The following is a 17,613-nucleotide window of genomic DNA, read 5'->3' on the forward strand; positions in this document are numbered from 1 at the left end:
TTTCCATTTTAAGTGAACCCTTTTCCTGCAGTCATCCCCGTCAACTGTGGTCAAGGCGGGCGTTAGCCCGCCGCAGACCCTACCCCCGTTCCGGGATAGACAGGGACACCATTCTGGATTTTGGATCAGACTCAATTGGAGGCTGTGCCGAACAATTGTGGCTGGTGCAACGCCGCTCTAGAATTGTGGGCATGCCTGTCCCGAGCCGTTTGTGTTTTCTTGAGATGTTTAGACTCGTTCCCATGACCAAAAAGCCACATTTCTTTAGGAAATGCAGCTTTCCATTTCAAGTGAACCCTATTCCTGCAGTCATCCCCGTCAACGGTGGTCAAGGCGGGCTAGCGCCCGCCTTGACCCTTGCTCTCAGAGATGAGCGCAAGAATTGGATTGACTAGAAATGGAAAATGGCATTTCCGAGAGGAAGTGTCGTTTTTTGGTCTTGGCGAGAAATATATTCTTTCGCTGAACTATTTCTGCTCTTTCTCCTGCTTCTTCTTCAAATATGCCTCGCGAATCTGATCCAGCTTCTCTTTTTTGTTCGAAGTTGCTGGTCTCTTGCCGTTTTGATACTTGGCAGCTAATGCTTTGCTTTTTTCATCTAGTTGATATTTACCCATTATAGTCACCTACTTTACTTGATTTAGAAAGAAAAAACCTCCTAATCCACAAGCAATTAGAAGGTCTTTTGAGGTATTACCCATTCATCACAGCCTATGAAAGACTGCTGAAAAATGGAGACGGCGGGATTTGAACCCGCGTCCAGAAACTCCAACACTTGAGCTTCTACGCGTGTAGCTTACCTATTAAAGTTTCGTCATACCATCTGCCGATAAGCAGGCGTCCGGAAGACTAGTTTGGAAATCTCTTGCAACTGACTCAAACGGCACCAGTTACCGTATCCCACTGAGAGTGAGCTCTACATAGCCACATGGGCGATGGATACATAGAGCAGATTCACGCTATTAAGCAGCGAATGCTAGGTTGTTGTTTGTTTTGCCTGTTATTATAGGTTCCGTTTTTACAGAGCCGAGCCTCTGACGCGCCACCCAAGCTTGAACCATTCCTGTCGAATCCATAACGTCCCCGATATGGAAATAGTGAACTTGGTTGTTCTGCTACCATTATATATCAAAGAAGGTCAAACTTCAACCACTTTACTGATTGCGTGACTTAAACGCACGTTCAATCTCACGCTTTGCTTCCTTCTTCTTCATATCATGTCGCTTATCATAATCTTTCTTCCCTTTACCAAGTCCAATCAACACTTTCGCATAGCCATTTTTGATGTACATCTTCAAAGGAACAATTGTGTAGCCATCGCGTTTCGTCTTGCCAATCAGTTCATTAATCTGCTTTTTGTGTATCAATAGTTTTCGAGAACGCAACGGATCGTGGTTGAATCGATTGCCCTGTTCATACGGACTGACATGCATATTTGAAAGCCATGCTTCGTTATTACGAATACGCACGAATGAATCTTTTAGCTGTACACGACCGTTTCGAATTGACTTAATTTCTGTTCCTTGAAGGACAAGACCAGCTTCAATGGTATCTTCAATGAAGTAATCATGAGATGCTTTCTTATTTTGAGCGAGGACTTTATCATCGTGTTTCTTCGCCATGGGATTCACCTACTTGCAGGAGGCTTACGCCTCCCTATTTTTTTCTTTTCTTTTTCTTTTTCTTCGCAACGTCTTCATAAAAGCGTTTCTTCTGAGAAGGTTTGCCTTTAGATTTCGGTTTATCTTTTCCGTCTTTTGCTCCTCGTCCACCCTTATCGTCACGCTTTCCAGACTTGCTGGCGACAATGACTTTCGGAGTTTGACGACGTTCACGTGATGCATTTTTCACCATGCCAACGATTTCAAAATCTATCGAAGACTCTTCGACCGTTACGTTACTGACGCGAACTTTGACTTCGTCTCCAATACGGAACTCTTTCCCCGTTCGCTCTCCACGCATAATCATATGCCGGTCATCAAAATTGTAGTAGTCATCTGAAAGGTTCGTCACATGAATGAGACCTTCAATCGTGTTAGGCAATTCAACAAAGATACCAAAGTTCGTAACAGAACTTACGATTCCTTCAAATTCCTCACCAATTTTATCTGACATGTATTGCGCTTTCTTCAAAGCTTCTACATCACGTTCCGCATCGACAGAACGACGTTCCATTTTGGACGCATGTTCAGCAATATCTCTAAGATTCGCTTCCCAATGACGGATGGTCGATTCTGAAAGGTCACCATTGATTAAGTACGTGCGAATCAATCGGTGCACAATCAAATCCGGATATCGACGAATCGGAGATGTGAAATGCGTGTAATACTCCGTTGACAAGCCAAAGTGACCTAGGCATTCCGGATCATACTTTGCTTGTTGCATGGAGCGTAACATCATCGTTGAAATCACAGGTTCTTCTGGCATGCCGTCAATCGATTCAATGATCTGTTGCAATGCTTTCGGATGAATATCATCGCTTGAACCCTTCACAACTAAACCGAAAGAGGTCAAGAACTCAAAGAAACGCTGCAGTTTTTCAGGTTTTGGGTCTTCGTGAATACGGTACATAAACGGTACATCCATCCACTTGAAATGCTGAGCGACCGTCTCATTGGCTGCCAACATAAACTCTTCAATCAGTTTTTCAGCCACCGTGCGGTCACGATTCACAATCTCCGTCGGCCACCCGTCTTCATTGACGAGAATTTTTGCCTCGGGGAAATCAAAATCAATCGCTCCACGCTCTTCACGTTTTCCACGAAGAACAGCGGCAAGCTCTGCCATTAATTCAAACATTGGTACAAGGGATTCGTAGCGTGTACGTAATTCTTGGTCATTTTCTTCCAAGATTAGATACACATCACGATATGTCATGCGTTCCGTTGTATTAATAACACTTTCAAAAATTTCATGCTTCACCACTTGGCCTTTTGCATCGATTTCCATGACACAAGACAATGTCAATCGGTCCACTTGTGGATTTAATGAACAGATCCCGTTGGATAATCGATGCGGTAGCATCGGAATCACACGGTCTGCGAGATACACAGACGTTCCACGTTCTAGTGCTTCCACATCAATTGGAGAATGCTCCGTGACATAATGGCTCACGTCCGCAATGTGAACCGATAATTCATAGTTACCATTGTCTAGTTTCTTCACAGCAACTGCGTCATCTAAATCTTTTGCGTCTGCTCCATCGATTGTCACAATGACTTCATCTCGTAAATCTCGGCGACCCTCAATGTCAGCTGGGTCCACAATATCTCCAGTAGACTCTGCCTGTTCGAGTACATCCTCCGGGAACTCCGTAGGAATGCCGTGTTTATGAATGATCGATAAAATATCGACGCCCGGATCGTTTTTATGACCTAAGATCTGTGAAATTTTACCGGCTGCTGAATTTCTTCCTGATGGCCAGTCGGTGATTTCCACGATAACTTTATGTCCTTCTGCTGCTCCAAGCGTGTCTCCTTTGCCGACAAAGATGTCCATCGGTAGCTTTTTATCATCCGGAATGACGAACCCAAACCCTTTGTTGTCTTGGAATGTACCGACGATTCGGTCAAGTCCGCGTTTGGTGATTTTTATAATACTACCTTCTCGGCGATCACCTGAAGAGTTTGATGACACACGGACAAGTACCATATCTCCGTTAAATGCGCCGTTGATTTCAGTTGGTGGAATGAAAATATCATCCATGCCTTCTTCTTCCGGTGCCACAAATCCGAAGCCACGTGCGTGACCAATAAATTTCCCCGCAATCAGATTCATGCGTTCTGGAACACCGTAACGATTCGAGCGAGACCTTACGATTTTGCCGTTTTCTTCTAAACGCACTAATGTCTTTACAAATTCTTTAAAGTCGTCTGCTTCTGAAATTTGAAAATGCGCTTCTAGTTCTTTCGTCGTCATCGGTTTGTATGAATCGTCTTTCATAAATTCAATAATATCTTGTTCCAATTGTTCCATGTCTTTATCACTCCCTTTTCTTACTATTTCCTATTTCTTAGCGAATTACTCGTGCCAATCCAATTTATTTAAAAAGGCAAGAATATCTTCGTGAAGTTGCTCTTTTTCTTGACCTAGTGTAATTACGTGCCCGGACTTTTCATACCACTTGATCGCTTTATCCGTCGATTCCGCCGTATCGTGAATGATATTTGCAGATTTTGAGTCGATAACATTGTCAAGACGACCTTGAACGACAAAAAGAGGTGCATAGACATGATCTACTTTGTTCCGCACATTTTGAATCAACTGTTGAAGTTCCGGGAGTGTCTTCATTGGTGTCTGGCGGATAGCTTCCACTTCCTGCTCAATCACATCTGGCTCTTTTCCTTCATACTTCTTATATTCGCGAGCATAACCAAGAACTCCTTCAAACATGAGCTCTGTCGTCTTCATTGTCATCGGCGCACACATGGTAACGATCCCTTTGACGGGCATCTCTGTTCCTACCTTCAGTGAAAACACCCCACCAAGAGATAGGCCGGCAACCGCGATTTCTTCATAACCCTTTTCTTTCAACTCATTGTACGCCCCCACTACATCTTGCCACCAGTCTTCTGGACCTGTGACGATGAGTTCTTCAGGCGGGACGCCGTGCCCTTTGTAATGCGGCGCAATAGATGTGTAGCCGTTCTTTTCTAGGAAGCGCCCTAGCATACGCACGTCGGATGAGTTTCCGGTAAATCCGTGAAGCAATAAGACCGCTCGTTTCCCTGCTTCAAAGAAAAACGGTTTCGGTGTTGAGATTCGCATTTCAGTACCTCCTTTAAAAATTGATTTACATTTCAAACATAAATTACCCCAAAATCTTCACTTTTCTGAGGGAGTACATCAGAGCCTTCTCGTGGTTACCCGAAGCTTGCGCTTCGCTCCCCACTGTGGGGTCTCTGATCCTCTAGAAGTCTTCGGTTTTGTGTCAATTTATTCTCTTGCGTAAAAGAATCGAATTCGAATGAAAATCCCGAGACTCCTGGAGCATCAGAGGATTCACAAGACCCCGCCAGCGGGAGCAGAGCGCAGCTCTGGGTACCGGTGAGGAGGCTTGGGGATTCTCGCTCCGGAAAGGGAGGGATTTTCATGAGGATTCATTGAGGCAAAGAACGCCTCATTGGGTCCGTCTGATTTTCTCGGCGTTTCTGGAGCAGCCTTCTTCACCTTTACTAGTTAAAAAAAGCCCAACCACTAAAAGCGGTCAGGCGAATTAGACAAGTTTTATATTTTCGTCACGGCAATCGTTAAAACAAAGAAAAGTACGGATAGTACGATTGTAGCACGATGTAGGACTAAGTCCATTCCACGAGCTTTTTGTTTTCCAAAAAGTTGCTCTGCTCCACCAGAGATGGCTCCAGATAAACCGGCACTTTTCCCTGATTGCAATAACACAACTACGATTAATGCGAGCGATACGATGACAAGTAATGTCAGTAAAAACGCGTGCATTCACTCCACCTCCTGATCCGAACATACACAACAAAATTAATTTTATCAGACTTCTCAGGTAGTGACAAGCTGACCTCTATTATTTTTTCAAGTTATAGAACGTGTCACGGCCTAAATATTCCGCTGTGCTGTCCAACATGTCTTCAATACGAAGCAATTGGTTATATTTTGCCACACGGTCCGAACGAGATGGTGCACCCGTTTTAATTTGACCTGCATTCGTTGCAACTGCGATATCCGCAATCGTCACGTCTTCAGATTCCCCAGAACGGTGAGAAATAACTGCCGTGTAACCAGCACGTTTTGCCATTTCGATTGCTTCAAACGTTTCTGTCAATGTACCAATTTGGTTAACTTTGATTAGAATCGAGTTTGCAATGCCTTTGTCGATACCGTCTTTTAATTTTTTCGTGTTCGTTACGAATAAATCGTCCCCAACTAGTTGAACTTTTTTACCGATACGCTCTGTCAATAATTTAAAGCCGTCCCAATCATTCTCGTCAAGACCGTCCTCGATGGATACGATTGGGTATTTATTGCAAAGTTCTTCGTAGAAATCAACCATTTCTTCAGACGTCTTTACTACCCCTTCACCAGAAAGGTGGTATTTGCCGTCTTCTTTGTTGAACAACTCAGACGCAGCCACATCCATTGCTAAAAGAACTTCTTCACCTGGCTTGTAACCCGCTTTTTCGATCGCTTCCATGATAGTAACAAGTGCTTCTTCATTGGATTTCAAGTTAGGTGCGAAACCGCCTTCGTCACCAACAGCTGTGTTTAAGCCGCGCTCTTTAAGAACTGACTTTAAGCTGTGGAAAATTTCAGCACCCATACGAAGAGCTTGGCGGAACGATTCAGCGCCAACTGGCATCACCATGAATTCTTGGATGTCTACGTTGTTATCCGCGTGTTCTCCACCGTTTAAGATGTTCATCATTGGCACGGGTAGTTGTTTCGCATTGAAACCACCTAGGTACTGATAAAGTGGCATATCAAGGTAGTCTGCTGCTGCATGAGCAACGGCCATTGATACACCAAGAATAGCGTTTGCGCCTAGGTTTCCTTTATTTTCTGTTCCGTCAAGCTCAATCAATGCTTGGTCAATTGCCACTTGATCCAGAACTGTATAGTTTTCTTCAAGTTCATCCGCAATCACTGTATTCACATGTTCAACTGCTTTTTGAACACCTTTACCTAAATAGCGGCTCTTGTCGCCATCGCGTAATTCTACTGCTTCATATTCTCCAGTAGAGGCGCCTGAAGGAACGATTGCACGGCCAAATGCACCGCTTTCCGTGTATACTTCTACTTCAATTGTTGGGTTACCACGTGAATCAAGGACCTCACGAGCAAATACGTCTGTAATAATTGGCATTATCGTCTCTCCATTTCAAGTAAAGTTTTTCCTGTCATTTCAACAGGTTGTTCAATCCCCATTAAGTCTAGCATAGTTGGGGCTAAATCGGCTAAAATACCGTCAGTCCGAAGCGCTATTTCAGAACGAGTAACAATGACAGGGACAGGGTTTGTCGTGTGCGCTGTCATTGGATTTCCGTCCACTGTAATGACTTCATCTGCATTTCCGTGATCGGCTGTAATGATGGCGTCTCCGCCCTTCGCAAGAATGGCATCGACAACTCGACCAAGACATACATCTACTGCCTCGATAGCTTGTATCGTTGGTTCGAGCATCCCACTATGACCCACCATGTCCGGATTGGCAAAGTTCAATAGAATCGCATCAAATCGGTCATGTTCAATCGCCTCAACTAATGCATCTGTCACTTCAAATGCACTCATCTCCGGTTGCAAATCATACGTCGCCACTTTCGGGGAATTGATGAGAATACGACTCTCTCCTTCAAACTCCTCATGACGGCCTCCACTCATGAAAAATGTTACATGTGGATATTTTTCCGTTTCGGCAATTCGTAACTGTAATTTCCCATTCGCCGCTAGCACTTCTCCAACGGTATTTTTCAAATCTTGTTTCGAATAGGCAATACCGCCGATGACTTCATCATTGTATTCTGTGAACGACACAAATGGCAGTTTCTCAGGATGATGCACACCGCGTGGGAAAGAATCAAATGCTGGATTTGTCAGAGCAAAGCTGAGTTGAATCGATCGATCAGGACGGAAGTTGAAGAATATGATACCGTCCCCTTCTTGAAAGACCGCTGTTGGTCCCATTTCCGTTCCGATGACAAATGGTTTCACAAACTCATCGACAATTTTTTCGTCATACGATGCTTGTATGCCAGATATAGCGTCTGGATATCGTGGACCTTTCCCGTCGACAATGGCGTCATATGCAAGCTGCACACGATCCCAGCGGCGGTCACGGTCCATCGCATAATATCGACCACTGATGGTTGCAAACGACCCGTAGTCCATTTCTTTCATGATTCGCTCGGTTTCTTCTACATAAGGTATCGCCGTTGCAGGTCCTACATCACGGCCATCTAAAAAGCCGTGGACAAATGTCTCAAGAATATCTTGCTCTTTTGCGAGTTGCAGAAGTGCATGGAGATGGTGATAGTGACTATGGACGCCACCATCTGATAGCAAGCCCATTACATGAAGTCGACCACCAGTTGCCTTCACTTGCCGAAGCAAATCAAGAAGTACTTCATTCGTGAAAAAATCACCTTCTCGAATCGACTTATTAATTCTTGTTAAACTTTGATAGACAATACGGCCAGCACCAATATTTAAATGACCGACCTCTGAGTTCCCCATCTGCCCATCCGGTAAGCCAACTGCTTCACCAGAAGCCACTAATTGTGCATGAGGAAATTGGTTCCAGTAGCGATCAAAGTTTGGCTTGTTCGCTTGAGCTACTGCGTTTCCCAGCACCTCTGAGCGACATGCAAAGCCGTCTAGAATAATTAAGGCTGTAGGCTTTCTCATTTCTGAGTTGCCTCTACTAATTGAAGGAAAGACTCTGCTTCAAGACTTGCGCCACCGACTAATGCCCCATCAACATGCTCTTTCTCAAGAAGTTCCTCAATATTCGTTGGTTTGACACTACCACCGTATAAAATACGAAGTGCGGAAGCCGCTTCCTCTCCATGTAAATCCAGAACAGTTTCACGAATTGCTTGGCATACTTGGTCTGCATCATCAGCAGTAGCAGTCTTTCCTGTTCCAATTGCCCAGATTGGCTCATACGCCACAATCGTTTTTTCTACTTGTTCTTCTGTCAATCCTTCAAATGCTTCTGCCACTTGCTTCGACACGACTGATTCCGTGTCGCCGGATTCACGCTGCTCTAAAGTTTCTCCCACACACACAATTGGTGTTAATTCATACGAAAGAGCTGCCTTCGTTTTTTTATTGACGCTCTCGTCTGTCTCATTAAAGTATTGACGACGTTCCGAGTGGCCAATCACAACATGGGAAACTCCCACATCTTTTAACATCGACCCACTGATTTCACCAGTGAACGCGCCTTCTTGTTCTTCGTGCATATTTTGAGCCCCAATATGTACGGATGACCCTTGCGAAGCTTCAACCAATGTAGGTAGTTGAAGGTACGGTGCACAAATAACCGCATCCACTTTTGATGCATCAATCGTTGCCGATGCAATCGAGTCCCAAAAAGATTTGGCTTCGTTAATCGTTTTAAACATTTTCCAGTTTCCTGCAATGACAGGTTTACGCATAGTAGTTCCTCCTATTCTTTATCGTGAAGTGCTGCGACGCCAGGAAGTTCTTTCCCTTCCATGAACTCGAGTGATGCACCGCCGCCTGTTGAGATATGGTCCATTTTGTCTGCCACATCAAACAGCTCAACAGCTGCTGCAGAGTCTCCCCCGCCAATGACCGTGTAACCAGCAGTTTCAGCCATCGCTTGTGCGACAGAACGCGTCCCGTTCGCATACGGTTCCATCTCAAACACACCCATCGGTCCGTTCCAGATGATCAACTTGCTGTCTTTGATGATGCTCGCATAGTGCTCAGCCGTTTTCGGACCGATATCGAGACCCATCCAGTCCGCTGGAATCGCATCGGAAGAAACCACTTTCGTCTCTGTATCAGCTGAGAATTCTTGTGCAATAACTGCATCTTGAGGAAGATGCAACTGCACGCCTTTTTCTTTTGCTTTTTCAATAAAGGAAAGAGCGAGGTCCATTTTGTCTTCTTCCAGTAAAGAAGTTCCAATCTCGTGACCTTGTGCTTTTAAGAATGTATACGAAAGGCCTCCACCAATAATTAAGTGGTCTACTTTTTCTAATAAGTTTTCAATCACGCCGATTTTATCTTTTACTTTGGCACCACCGATGATCGCTGTAAACGGACGTACTGGCTCTGACAACGCCTTCCCAAGAACGTCAAGTTCTTTTTCAAGTAAAAGTCCGGATACGGCTGGAAGGTGTTTTGCGATACCAGCTGTTGTGGCATGTGCACGATGAGCTGCACCGAACGCATCGTTGACAAACACATCCGCAAGCTTAGCAAACTGTTCAGCAAGTGCCGGATCATTTTTTTCTTCGCCTGCGTGGAAACGCACGTTTTCTAAGAGAACAACATCGCCTTCCGACATCTTCTCAATCGCTGCTTCTACCGTCTCACCCACGGACTCATCTAATTTCGTAACAGGTTGGTTTAACAATTCGCTTAAACGTTTGCCTACAGTAGTTAAACGCAATTCTTCGTTTACTTCGCCTTTCGGACGGCCCATATGGCTCGCCAAAATGACTTTGGCACCTTCTGAAACCAGATGTTGAATCGTAGGAAGCGCTGCGCGAATACGCGTGTCATCCGTGATCTCTCCGTCTTTCATTGGAACATTAAAGTCAACGCGGCAAAATACGCGTTTTCCTTTCAGGTCGACGTCTTTCATTGTCTTCTTCGCTAACATGTAAAAACCTCCTGTTTTTTGGAAGTACCTGTGCACCGCACTATTCACTACAATTGAATAAACATCCAAATAACCATGAGTTTAAAACTTCCCGGTTGAATAACATGTGAATAGTAGTAAATAGTTAGAATTGTTTTGTGCACAGGTACCTAAAAGGGAATATATTCCACATAATAAAAGAGTAAGGGTAGCCCTTACTCTTGATTACCCTCTGTTCTTATTATAGAGGTTGACCTGCATTCCTGCACGGATATTAAAGACCTTTCGACGCCATGTATACAGCAAGGTCGATACAGCGAGCTGAGTAACCAGATTCGTTATCGTACCAAGAAAGTACTTTCACTAAGTTATCGCCGATTGCCATTGTAGAAGCAGCATCTACGATAGAAGAGTGTGTATTGCCGTTGTAGTCAGTAGAAACAAGTTCTAGCTCTTGGTATTCTAAGATACCTTTCAAGTCGCCAGCTGCGGCTTCTTTAAGTGCTGCATTGACTTCTTCGATCGTAACGTTCTTATCAAGCTCTGCAACAAAGTCAACAAGTGAAACGTTAGGAGTTGGAACACGAACAGCCATTCCATCGATTTTACCTTTTAGCATTGGAAGAACTTTACCGACAGCTGCTGCTGCACCTGTAGAAGTTGGAATCATGTTCTCAGCTGCTGCACGTGCACGACGGTAGTCGCTGTGTGGCAAGTCTAGAATGCGCTGATCATTTGTGTATGAGTGGATTGTTGTCATCATACCGCGTTTGATACCAAACTGGTCGTTTAATACTTTTGCTACTGGAGATAGACAGTTTGTTGTGCAAGAAGCGTTTGATACGATGTTTTCGTTTGCTGCATCATACTCTTCATGGTTAACACCCATTACGTAAGTTGGCATGCCACCTTCACCTGGTGCAGAAACGATAACTTTTTTCGCACCTGCATCAATGTGTGCTTGCGCATTTTCTGGTGAACGGAAAATCCCTGTAGATTCGATGACGATATCCACACCAAGCTCGCCCCATGGAAGAGCTGAAGGATCTTTTTCAGCATACACGTTGATTTTTTTACCGTTTACAACGAATCCGTTTTCTTCTGCAGACACTTCTGCATCCAAAGTTCCATGAACAGTATCAAATTTAAGTAGGTGGGCAAGCATTGCAGCGTTTGTTAAGTCATTTACTGCAACAACTTCTACTTGATCATTTGTTAAAGCCTCCCGGAATACTTTACGTCCAATACGTCCAAATCCATTAATCGCTAATTTAATAGTCATTTAAATTTCCTCCTAGTGATGTATAAGTTGATCGGCTGCCCCTTCATCGGTAATGAGAACCGACTGACGAGGTGCCTGTTGAAAATAAGATTGTAAGGCTTGCGCCTTTTGCGCACCACCTGCAACTGCGACAATATAGGGCGTCTGCTCGAGTTGTTCGAGTTGTACACCTATTGTTCGGATGCGGTGAACGACTTCTCCCTTGGCATTGAAATAATAGCCAAAAGCTTCACTGACTGCCTGTCTCTCTTTCAGAAACTTCAGGTCTTCAGCCGTCGAATTTCGACGTCTTGCCATTTCTGTCGCGTCTCCAATTCCGTGAACCAAGATGGACATCTGTTCATACAGATCCATCATTTCTTGAACGAAAGGTTCAGCTTTCATGGCTTCATAAGCGGACTCACTCAGTGTGTCCGGAATATAGAGTGTTTTATACGACCCATTTAACTTTTGTGCAAACATCGAAGCAATCGTATTCGCTTGAAGCTGAACGTCTTTACCAATACCTCCGCGAGCCGCAACAAATTGAAGCTGTTGAAATTTAGAGGACGACGGAAGTTGTTCCGCGATTTTTGCTATAGTTGAGCCACCTGTAACGGCGGTAATCATCCGTGACTCGAGTTTAGAAAAAATAAATCGAGCTGCTTCACTAGCTAACAATGTCTGCGTTTGTACCGATTCGTCGCTATTTCCAGGAACAATATGGACTTCTTGTAAGGACAGCAAGTTTCTTAGCACTTGTTCTTTTTCATGTCTACCAGACCATTCGTCCACAAGAGGTTTCAATTCTGTCAAAAGGTATGTCCCTAGTTCGGTAATTTCTGTTCCGTCACGCGACACAATAATATTTCCTTGCGTTCGAAGTTGGTCAAATTCTTTACGAATCTCACGCTCCGAGAGGTCTAACAGTTCAGCAACACTGCGTCTGCCGATTCCTTTAGATAAAGCAATCGTCTGCAGGATCTGGTAACGCTGCTGAAGCATGGCGTTCCATTCAGGCATCAATTTAAGTTGCGCCTTCAGAAGTTCCATCTGCGCCCTCCTTTTTTGCTATAGGGAACATTTTTGTCCCAACATACAATTATTGTTCCCACATATACAAAAAAATAAACATTTACAACCTTAATATTATCGAAATACTCGTTAAATAGCAATCGTAAACACTTAAAAAAGCATTAGACATGTTCGTCTAATGCTTCATAAAGCCCAACATAGTCTGCATTACCATATTGGATGATTTGATTCTTATATTCCACGACCGGTATCATGAGCATATACTTCTCATGAATGTCATCATCAATTTCAATATCAACTTCCTCAATAGCGAGTGGAAAATCTTCTTTGAGAAGCTCTAACATCAGCCGCATCTCGTCACATAACGGACACGACTGACGCGTATAGAGAGTGATTTGTTTTACCATTTGCGACCTGCACCTCCACCGCCGGCACTCCCCCCGCCGAAACCTCCGAATCCGCCACCAAATCCACCACCAGATTTTCCAGAGCCACCAAACGAGCCCGGACCGAAGATAAATGGACCACCTCGGCCACCTCGGCCTTGAGGACCCCCTCCCCGTCCACCACCACGTCCATTGTTTCCGAATATCGACACAATGAAGTAGAAAATGACAACGAGGATGAGAATGGTGAGAGGAGAAATCCCTCCCTCGTTACTGGACGGGCGTGTTGGGGCTACAGCTTCCCCCGTATACCCATATTCATCTGCTATTTCTTGATAGAGGATTTCATAGGTAGACTGGATAGCACCTTCCACGTCACCAGCTTCTAAAAAAGGAAATGTATATTCATCTAATATTCTTCCAATCTTCCCATCCGGAAGTCTACCTTCTAACGCTTGACCTACTGCAATGTAAACAGCCCGGTCCCCCACTTTATTAGGGTCCATTTCAAGGAGGAACAAGACGCCGTTGTCTTCATCTGCACTTCCAATTCCCCAATCGCGAATCATTTCAACTGCGTAGCTGTTCTCGTCTTGTCCTTCAAGTGATTCTACAGTGACGACAACCAATTGTGCACTAGTACCTTGATCAAGATCCAGACCTAATTGCTCAAGATGCTGCTCTAAATCTTCCGGTATGACATTGTAAAAATCATGGACATATGATTCACCCGGAAGTGGTTCAGGAACATCTGCCCATACAATAAAAGGCAACGTTAAGAAGAAAAGAAGAAACATCCATACGCGAAAAGACGTTTTCATTCTCCATCACTTCCAAAGTCGACCTCCGGAGCATCTTCAGCACCATCTTCCGCTTCAAAATATTCTCTTTCGTCAAAACCAAACACACCGGCAATTAAAGCACCTGGCATACGATTCACTTTGCGGTTGTGAAGAGACACCGATTCATTGTAATCTTGACGAGCCACTGCCAAGCGATTTTCTGTTCCAGCTAATTCATCCATTAACTGACGGAAATTCGCATCAGACTTTAATTCCGGATAGTTTTCAACAATTACTAAAAGTCGAGACAATGCACCAGCTAATTCGTTGTCTGCTTCCGCTTGCTCCCCTGGAGAATCTGCTCCAGCTAACCGTGCACGCGCATCTGCGATTTCCGTTAAAATTTCACGTTCCTGCTCAGCAAAGCCTTTAACCGTTTCAACGAGATTTGGAATCAAGTCGACACGACGCTGCAACTGATTTTCAACTTGCGCATACGCCTGATTAACGTCTTCATTTGAATCGACAAAGCCGTTGTAGCTCGGAATCAATAAGGCCGCAACTAACGCAATAATTGCTACAACGATGATAATAGGTATCAAAAGTTTTCTCATGAGATGTCCACCTTTCATTTCTTTTTCCTATCCCCTTTTTATAAGGAGAATGAAACCTTATCTAATTAAGCATACGGTTGTTCCCTTCAAAAGTTTCAGTTTGCTTCAAACATGAAAAAAGACGCCAAAATTGGCGTCTCCGGAATGAAGCTTATTTTTTATCACTGCGGTCGATAATGTGATCAATTAAACCGTATTCTTTTGCACGTACTGCCGTCATAAAGTTATCACGGTCCGTGTCTTTAGAAATTACATCGATCGGTTGACCTGTGCGGTCTGCAAGAATTTGGTTCAACTTCTCGCGTAGGAACAAGATACGTTTTGCCGCAATCTCAATCTCAGTAGCTTGACCCTGTGCGCCACCTAATGGTTGGTGAATCATGACTTCTGCATTCGGAAGCGCGTAACGTTTTCCTTTTGTCCCTGCTGCAAGTAAGAATGCTCCCATAGAGGCCGCCATACCGATACAGATTGTTTGCACGTCTGGTTTGATGAACTGCATTGTATCAAAAATCGCCATACCCGCTGTGATGCTTCCACCCGGGCTATTGATATAGATGGAGATATCTTTTTCTGGATCTTCGGCTTCTAGGAACAGAAGTTGAGCCACGATGGAGTTGGCTACATTATCATCGATTCCGCTACCTAACATGATGATACGATCTTTTAGTAGGCGTGAATAGATATCGTAGGCACGCTCGCCACGGTTGGTTTGTTCAATGACTGTTGGAATTAAGTTCATGTCGATTCCTCCGTTTTCGTTTGAAATATTGTACTTTATTCAAGTTGTAACCTTATGATACACATGAAGGTCAGAAAAGGTCAAATAGGATGCATTTTCTATTTTAGCTGTTGATGTTTTACGCGCGGAAAGCTATAATAGAAAAGTCGCTTGCCCCCGTAGTTTAATGGATATGACGTAAGATTCCGGTTCTTGAGATGGGAGTTCGATTCTCTCCGGGGGCGTATAAAAACCTCACCCTTTTCTTCACATGGGTGAGGTTTTATTTATTCTTCGGTAATAAATTTCGTTAAAGTATCAATTGCTGCTTCTGCGTCTGAACCATCTGCGAATAACACCACTTCTTCTCCACGACCCACAGCTAAACTCATGATTCCCATGATACTTTTTGCATTTACTTTTTTCCCGTCTTTTTCAATGAAGATCTCACTGGCAAAACGGTTCGCTTCTTGAACAAATAAAGCGGCTTGTCGGGCTTGTAACCCGTTCGATAATCCAACTTCTAATGTCTTTTCCATAGCAACCCATTCTCCTCTATCCAATCGATTCTCCTCTACGGAGGGCGTCCGCAATGTCATCCAGCTTGCGGAGACGATGATTCACTCCAGATTTGCTGACTGTGCCTGTCGACACCATCTCTCCAAGTTCTTTCAACGTCACATCTTGATACTCAACACGCAGGCGGGCGATTTCACGGAGTTTATCCGGTAGTTGGTCCAAACCGACAGCGTTTTCAATAAAACGGATATTTTCTACTTGGCGTAGCGCTGCACCAATCGTCTTGTTCAAATTGGCCGTTTCGCAGTTCACCAGTCGATTCACACTATTTCTCATGTCACGAATGATACGAACATCTTCAAATTTTAAAAGCGCTTGATGGGCGCCAACTAAATTTAAGAAGTCCGCAATTTTCTCTGCTTCCTTTAAGTATGCCACAAACCCTTTTTTACGTTCAATGGTTTTGGCATTCAAATCGTATTCGTTCATCAATTCGACGAGTGCATCGCTATGTTCTTTATACAATGTATAAATTTCTAAGTGATACGATGACGTCTCTGGGTTGTTGACAGACCCTCCTGCTAAGAAAGCTCCTCGCAAATAGGAACGCTTACAACACTCTTTCTGAATCAGTGCTGGAAAAATCTCATTCGAAAACTCATAGCCATCATTCATAATATGTAGATCCCCTAGAATTTCCCGGGTACCTTCTCGAATACGTGTGATGTAAACATTGTTTTTCTTTAACTTCATCTTCTTTCGAACAAGAAGCTCGACTTGTACAGAATACAACCGCTTCAGCAGGGTATAGATACGCCTAGCAATGGCGGCATTTTCAGTCTGTACATCCAGTGATAAATTCTTGTTGCTGAATCCAAGTGTCCCATTCATCCGGATAATGGCAGCGAGTTCGGCACGCGCACAACAATCATCTACTTCTACTTGGGTCATCTCTTTTTTTGTTTCCGATGCAAAAGACATGTTCACTTCCCCCTTTCCAAGAAAATGTCTTTGCTATTTTCTATAGTTCATCGCTTCATAGACTAGCCATAATGCGACTTTTTCCGAATTATGGCGAACGCTGCCATTTCGAACAACAGCGATATCTCGTTTAATAATGTCGACACCGAGTGACCGAATCTTTTCTTCGTCCACGATGACCGGTACGGCGTATTCTTCTGAGTATGAACTGACGATGGACGCGGGTAAATCCAGGTCCGCTGCAAGAACTACATCCACGAGACCAGGTCCTGTATGATTTAAAATCGCTTGCAGGTGATGAGAGGCCTTGTAGCGGTCCGTCTCCCCTGCCTGCGTCATCAAGTTGCACATATACACTTTCAGTGCAGAAGATTGGCGAAGAGCTATTTGAATATCCTCGACAAGAAGATTAGGAAGAATGCTCGTATAGAGCGATCCAGGTCCAATAACGATGAGGTCCGCTTGCTTGATGGCTTGCAACGCTTCAGGGAGCGGCTTTACTTTTTCTGGGGTAATCATCACACTTCGTATCGGTTTATCTTCGAGTGGAATCTTAGATTCTCCTGACACAATCGTTCCGTCTTCATAGACAGCATGTAGCGTCACTAATTGATTGGCAGCGGGCAGTACTTTGCCATGAATATTAAGAACTCGACTCATCTCGCTTACTGCATTTCCAAAATCACCTGTAATGTCTGTCAGAGCAGCGAGCATCAAATTGCCAAGTGAGTGTCCTTCTAAATCTTTCGAATGGTTGAATCGGTACTGAAACATCGCTTCTACCAGCGGTTCCACGTCGGATAGAGCGGCAATTACATTCCGGACATCACCTGGAGGCGGAATGTCATAATCTTCTCGTAACCTTCCCGAACTACCACCGTCATCTGCCACCGTCACTATCGCAGTGATCTCTACCGGTAACTTTTTCAAACCTCGCAGCAAGGTGGAAAGACCTGTGCCTCCGCCTAAAACCACGACTTTAAGATGATTTGAATGCTTCGACACCTCCTGGCC

The 17,613-nt window shown here is 44.2% G+C and carries 18 protein-coding genes, 1 tRNA gene and 1 other RNA gene; 1 reads left to right on the plus strand and 19 read right to left on the minus strand.

The features are described from left to right. Nucleotides 1-467: 467 nt before the first annotated feature. From ACFO0S_RS08730 to clpP, 16 genes are all read right to left on the minus strand, one after another. Complete coding sequence (locus ACFO0S_RS08730) at nt 468-617, minus strand: alcohol dehydrogenase (protein WP_378141484.1); 150 nt, start codon at nt 615-617, stop codon at nt 468-470. Between the two features lie 112 nt (nt 618-729). After that, nucleotides 730-1,085: a transfer-messenger RNA gene (ssrA, locus tag ACFO0S_RS08735) on the minus strand. 69 nt (nt 1,086-1,154) lie between these two features. Beyond that, nucleotides 1,155-1,622, minus strand: a complete 468-nt coding sequence (gene smpB, locus ACFO0S_RS08740) for an SsrA-binding protein SmpB (RefSeq protein WP_378141486.1) — start codon at nt 1,620-1,622, stop codon at nt 1,155-1,157. A gap of 34 nt (nt 1,623-1,656) precedes the next feature. After that, nucleotides 1,657-3,975: a ribonuclease R gene (gene rnr, locus ACFO0S_RS08745; protein ID WP_378141488.1), complete on the minus strand. Its 2,319-nt coding sequence runs from the start codon at nt 3,973-3,975 to the stop codon at nt 1,657-1,659. Nucleotides 3,976-4,020: 45 nt separating this feature from the next. Continuing rightward, nucleotides 4,021-4,767 (minus strand): alpha/beta hydrolase, encoded by a 747-nt coding sequence (locus ACFO0S_RS08750; protein ID WP_378141489.1) that lies wholly within the window; start codon nt 4,765-4,767, stop codon nt 4,021-4,023. A gap of 459 nt (nt 4,768-5,226) precedes the next feature. Further along, nucleotides 5,227-5,454 (minus strand): preprotein translocase subunit SecG, encoded by a 228-nt coding sequence (gene secG / locus ACFO0S_RS08755; protein ID WP_378141490.1) that lies wholly within the window; start codon nt 5,452-5,454, stop codon nt 5,227-5,229. A gap of 79 nt (nt 5,455-5,533) precedes the next feature. Further along, on the minus strand, nt 5,534-6,829 hold the full coding sequence (gene eno / locus ACFO0S_RS08760) for a phosphopyruvate hydratase (RefSeq protein ID WP_378141491.1): 1,296 nt from the start codon (nt 6,827-6,829) through the stop codon (nt 5,534-5,536). Beyond that, entirely contained in the window at nt 6,829-8,367 is a 1,539-nt protein-coding gene (gene gpmI / locus ACFO0S_RS08765) for a 2,3-bisphosphoglycerate-independent phosphoglycerate mutase (RefSeq protein ID WP_378141492.1), read from the minus strand. Before gpmI ends, eno begins: the two co-directional genes overlap by 1 nt. Further along, nucleotides 8,364-9,122: a triose-phosphate isomerase gene (gene tpiA / locus ACFO0S_RS08770; protein ID WP_378141494.1), complete on the minus strand. Its 759-nt coding sequence runs from the start codon at nt 9,120-9,122 to the stop codon at nt 8,364-8,366. The genes gpmI and tpiA overlap by 4 nt, the downstream gene beginning before the upstream one ends. 11 nt (nt 9,123-9,133) lie before the next feature. Further along, nucleotides 9,134-10,321 carry a phosphoglycerate kinase gene (locus tag ACFO0S_RS08775; protein WP_378141496.1) on the minus strand — a complete coding sequence of 396 codons (1,188 nt, stop codon included), beginning with the start codon at nt 10,319-10,321 and terminating at the stop codon, nt 9,134-9,136. 253 nt (nt 10,322-10,574) lie between these two features. Beyond that, on the minus strand, nt 10,575-11,582 hold the full coding sequence (gene gap / locus ACFO0S_RS08780; protein ID WP_378141498.1) for a type I glyceraldehyde-3-phosphate dehydrogenase: 1,008 nt from the start codon (nt 11,580-11,582) through the stop codon (nt 10,575-10,577). 12 nt (nt 11,583-11,594) lie between these two features. After that, complete coding sequence (locus ACFO0S_RS08785) at nt 11,595-12,614, minus strand: sugar-binding transcriptional regulator (protein WP_378141500.1); 1,020 nt, start codon at nt 12,612-12,614, stop codon at nt 11,595-11,597. A 143-nt stretch (nt 12,615-12,757) separates the two neighbouring features. Then, nucleotides 12,758-13,003, minus strand: a complete 246-nt coding sequence (locus ACFO0S_RS08790; RefSeq protein ID WP_378141502.1) for a glutaredoxin family protein — start codon at nt 13,001-13,003, stop codon at nt 12,758-12,760. Then, the gene (locus tag ACFO0S_RS08795) at nt 12,997-13,803 is read right to left on the minus strand and encodes a TPM domain-containing protein (RefSeq protein ID WP_378141503.1); all 807 of its coding nucleotides are present in this window, start codon (nt 13,801-13,803) and stop codon (nt 12,997-12,999) included. Before ACFO0S_RS08795 ends, ACFO0S_RS08790 begins: the two co-directional genes overlap by 7 nt. Continuing rightward, complete coding sequence (locus tag ACFO0S_RS08800) at nt 13,800-14,378, minus strand: LemA family protein (protein ID WP_378141505.1); 579 nt, start codon at nt 14,376-14,378, stop codon at nt 13,800-13,802. Before ACFO0S_RS08800 ends, ACFO0S_RS08795 begins: the two co-directional genes overlap by 4 nt. A gap of 151 nt (nt 14,379-14,529) precedes the next feature. After that, complete coding sequence (clpP, locus tag ACFO0S_RS08805) at nt 14,530-15,120, minus strand: ATP-dependent Clp endopeptidase proteolytic subunit ClpP (RefSeq protein WP_378141506.1); 591 nt, start codon at nt 15,118-15,120, stop codon at nt 14,530-14,532. A gap of 152 nt (nt 15,121-15,272) precedes the next feature. Between clpP and ACFO0S_RS08810 the strand changes: the two genes are divergently transcribed. Beyond that, nucleotides 15,273-15,344: transfer RNA gene (locus tag ACFO0S_RS08810), tRNA-Arg, on the plus strand. A gap of 42 nt (nt 15,345-15,386) precedes the next feature. Here ACFO0S_RS08810 and ACFO0S_RS08815 read toward each other — a convergent pair. From ACFO0S_RS08815 to ACFO0S_RS08825, 3 genes are read right to left on the minus strand one after another with little or no spacing between them, the layout of a single operon-like run. Then, nucleotides 15,387-15,638: an HPr family phosphocarrier protein gene (locus tag ACFO0S_RS08815; protein ID WP_378141507.1), complete on the minus strand. Its 252-nt coding sequence runs from the start codon at nt 15,636-15,638 to the stop codon at nt 15,387-15,389. Nucleotides 15,639-15,654: 16 nt separating this feature from the next. Next, a complete protein-coding gene (whiA, locus tag ACFO0S_RS08820; protein ID WP_378141508.1) occupies nt 15,655-16,599 on the minus strand; it encodes a DNA-binding protein WhiA in 945 nt (314 codons plus the stop codon). A gap of 33 nt (nt 16,600-16,632) precedes the next feature. Further along, complete coding sequence (locus tag ACFO0S_RS08825) at nt 16,633-17,604, minus strand: gluconeogenesis factor YvcK family protein (RefSeq protein WP_378141509.1); 972 nt, start codon at nt 17,602-17,604, stop codon at nt 16,633-16,635. Between the last annotated feature and the right edge of the window lie 9 nt (nt 17,605-17,613).

Origin of the sequence: Chryseomicrobium palamuruense, assembly GCF_042649045.1 — a bacterium.
In the GTDB taxonomy this organism is placed as follows: Bacteria; Bacillota; Bacilli; order Bacillales_A; family Planococcaceae; genus Chryseomicrobium; species Chryseomicrobium palamuruense.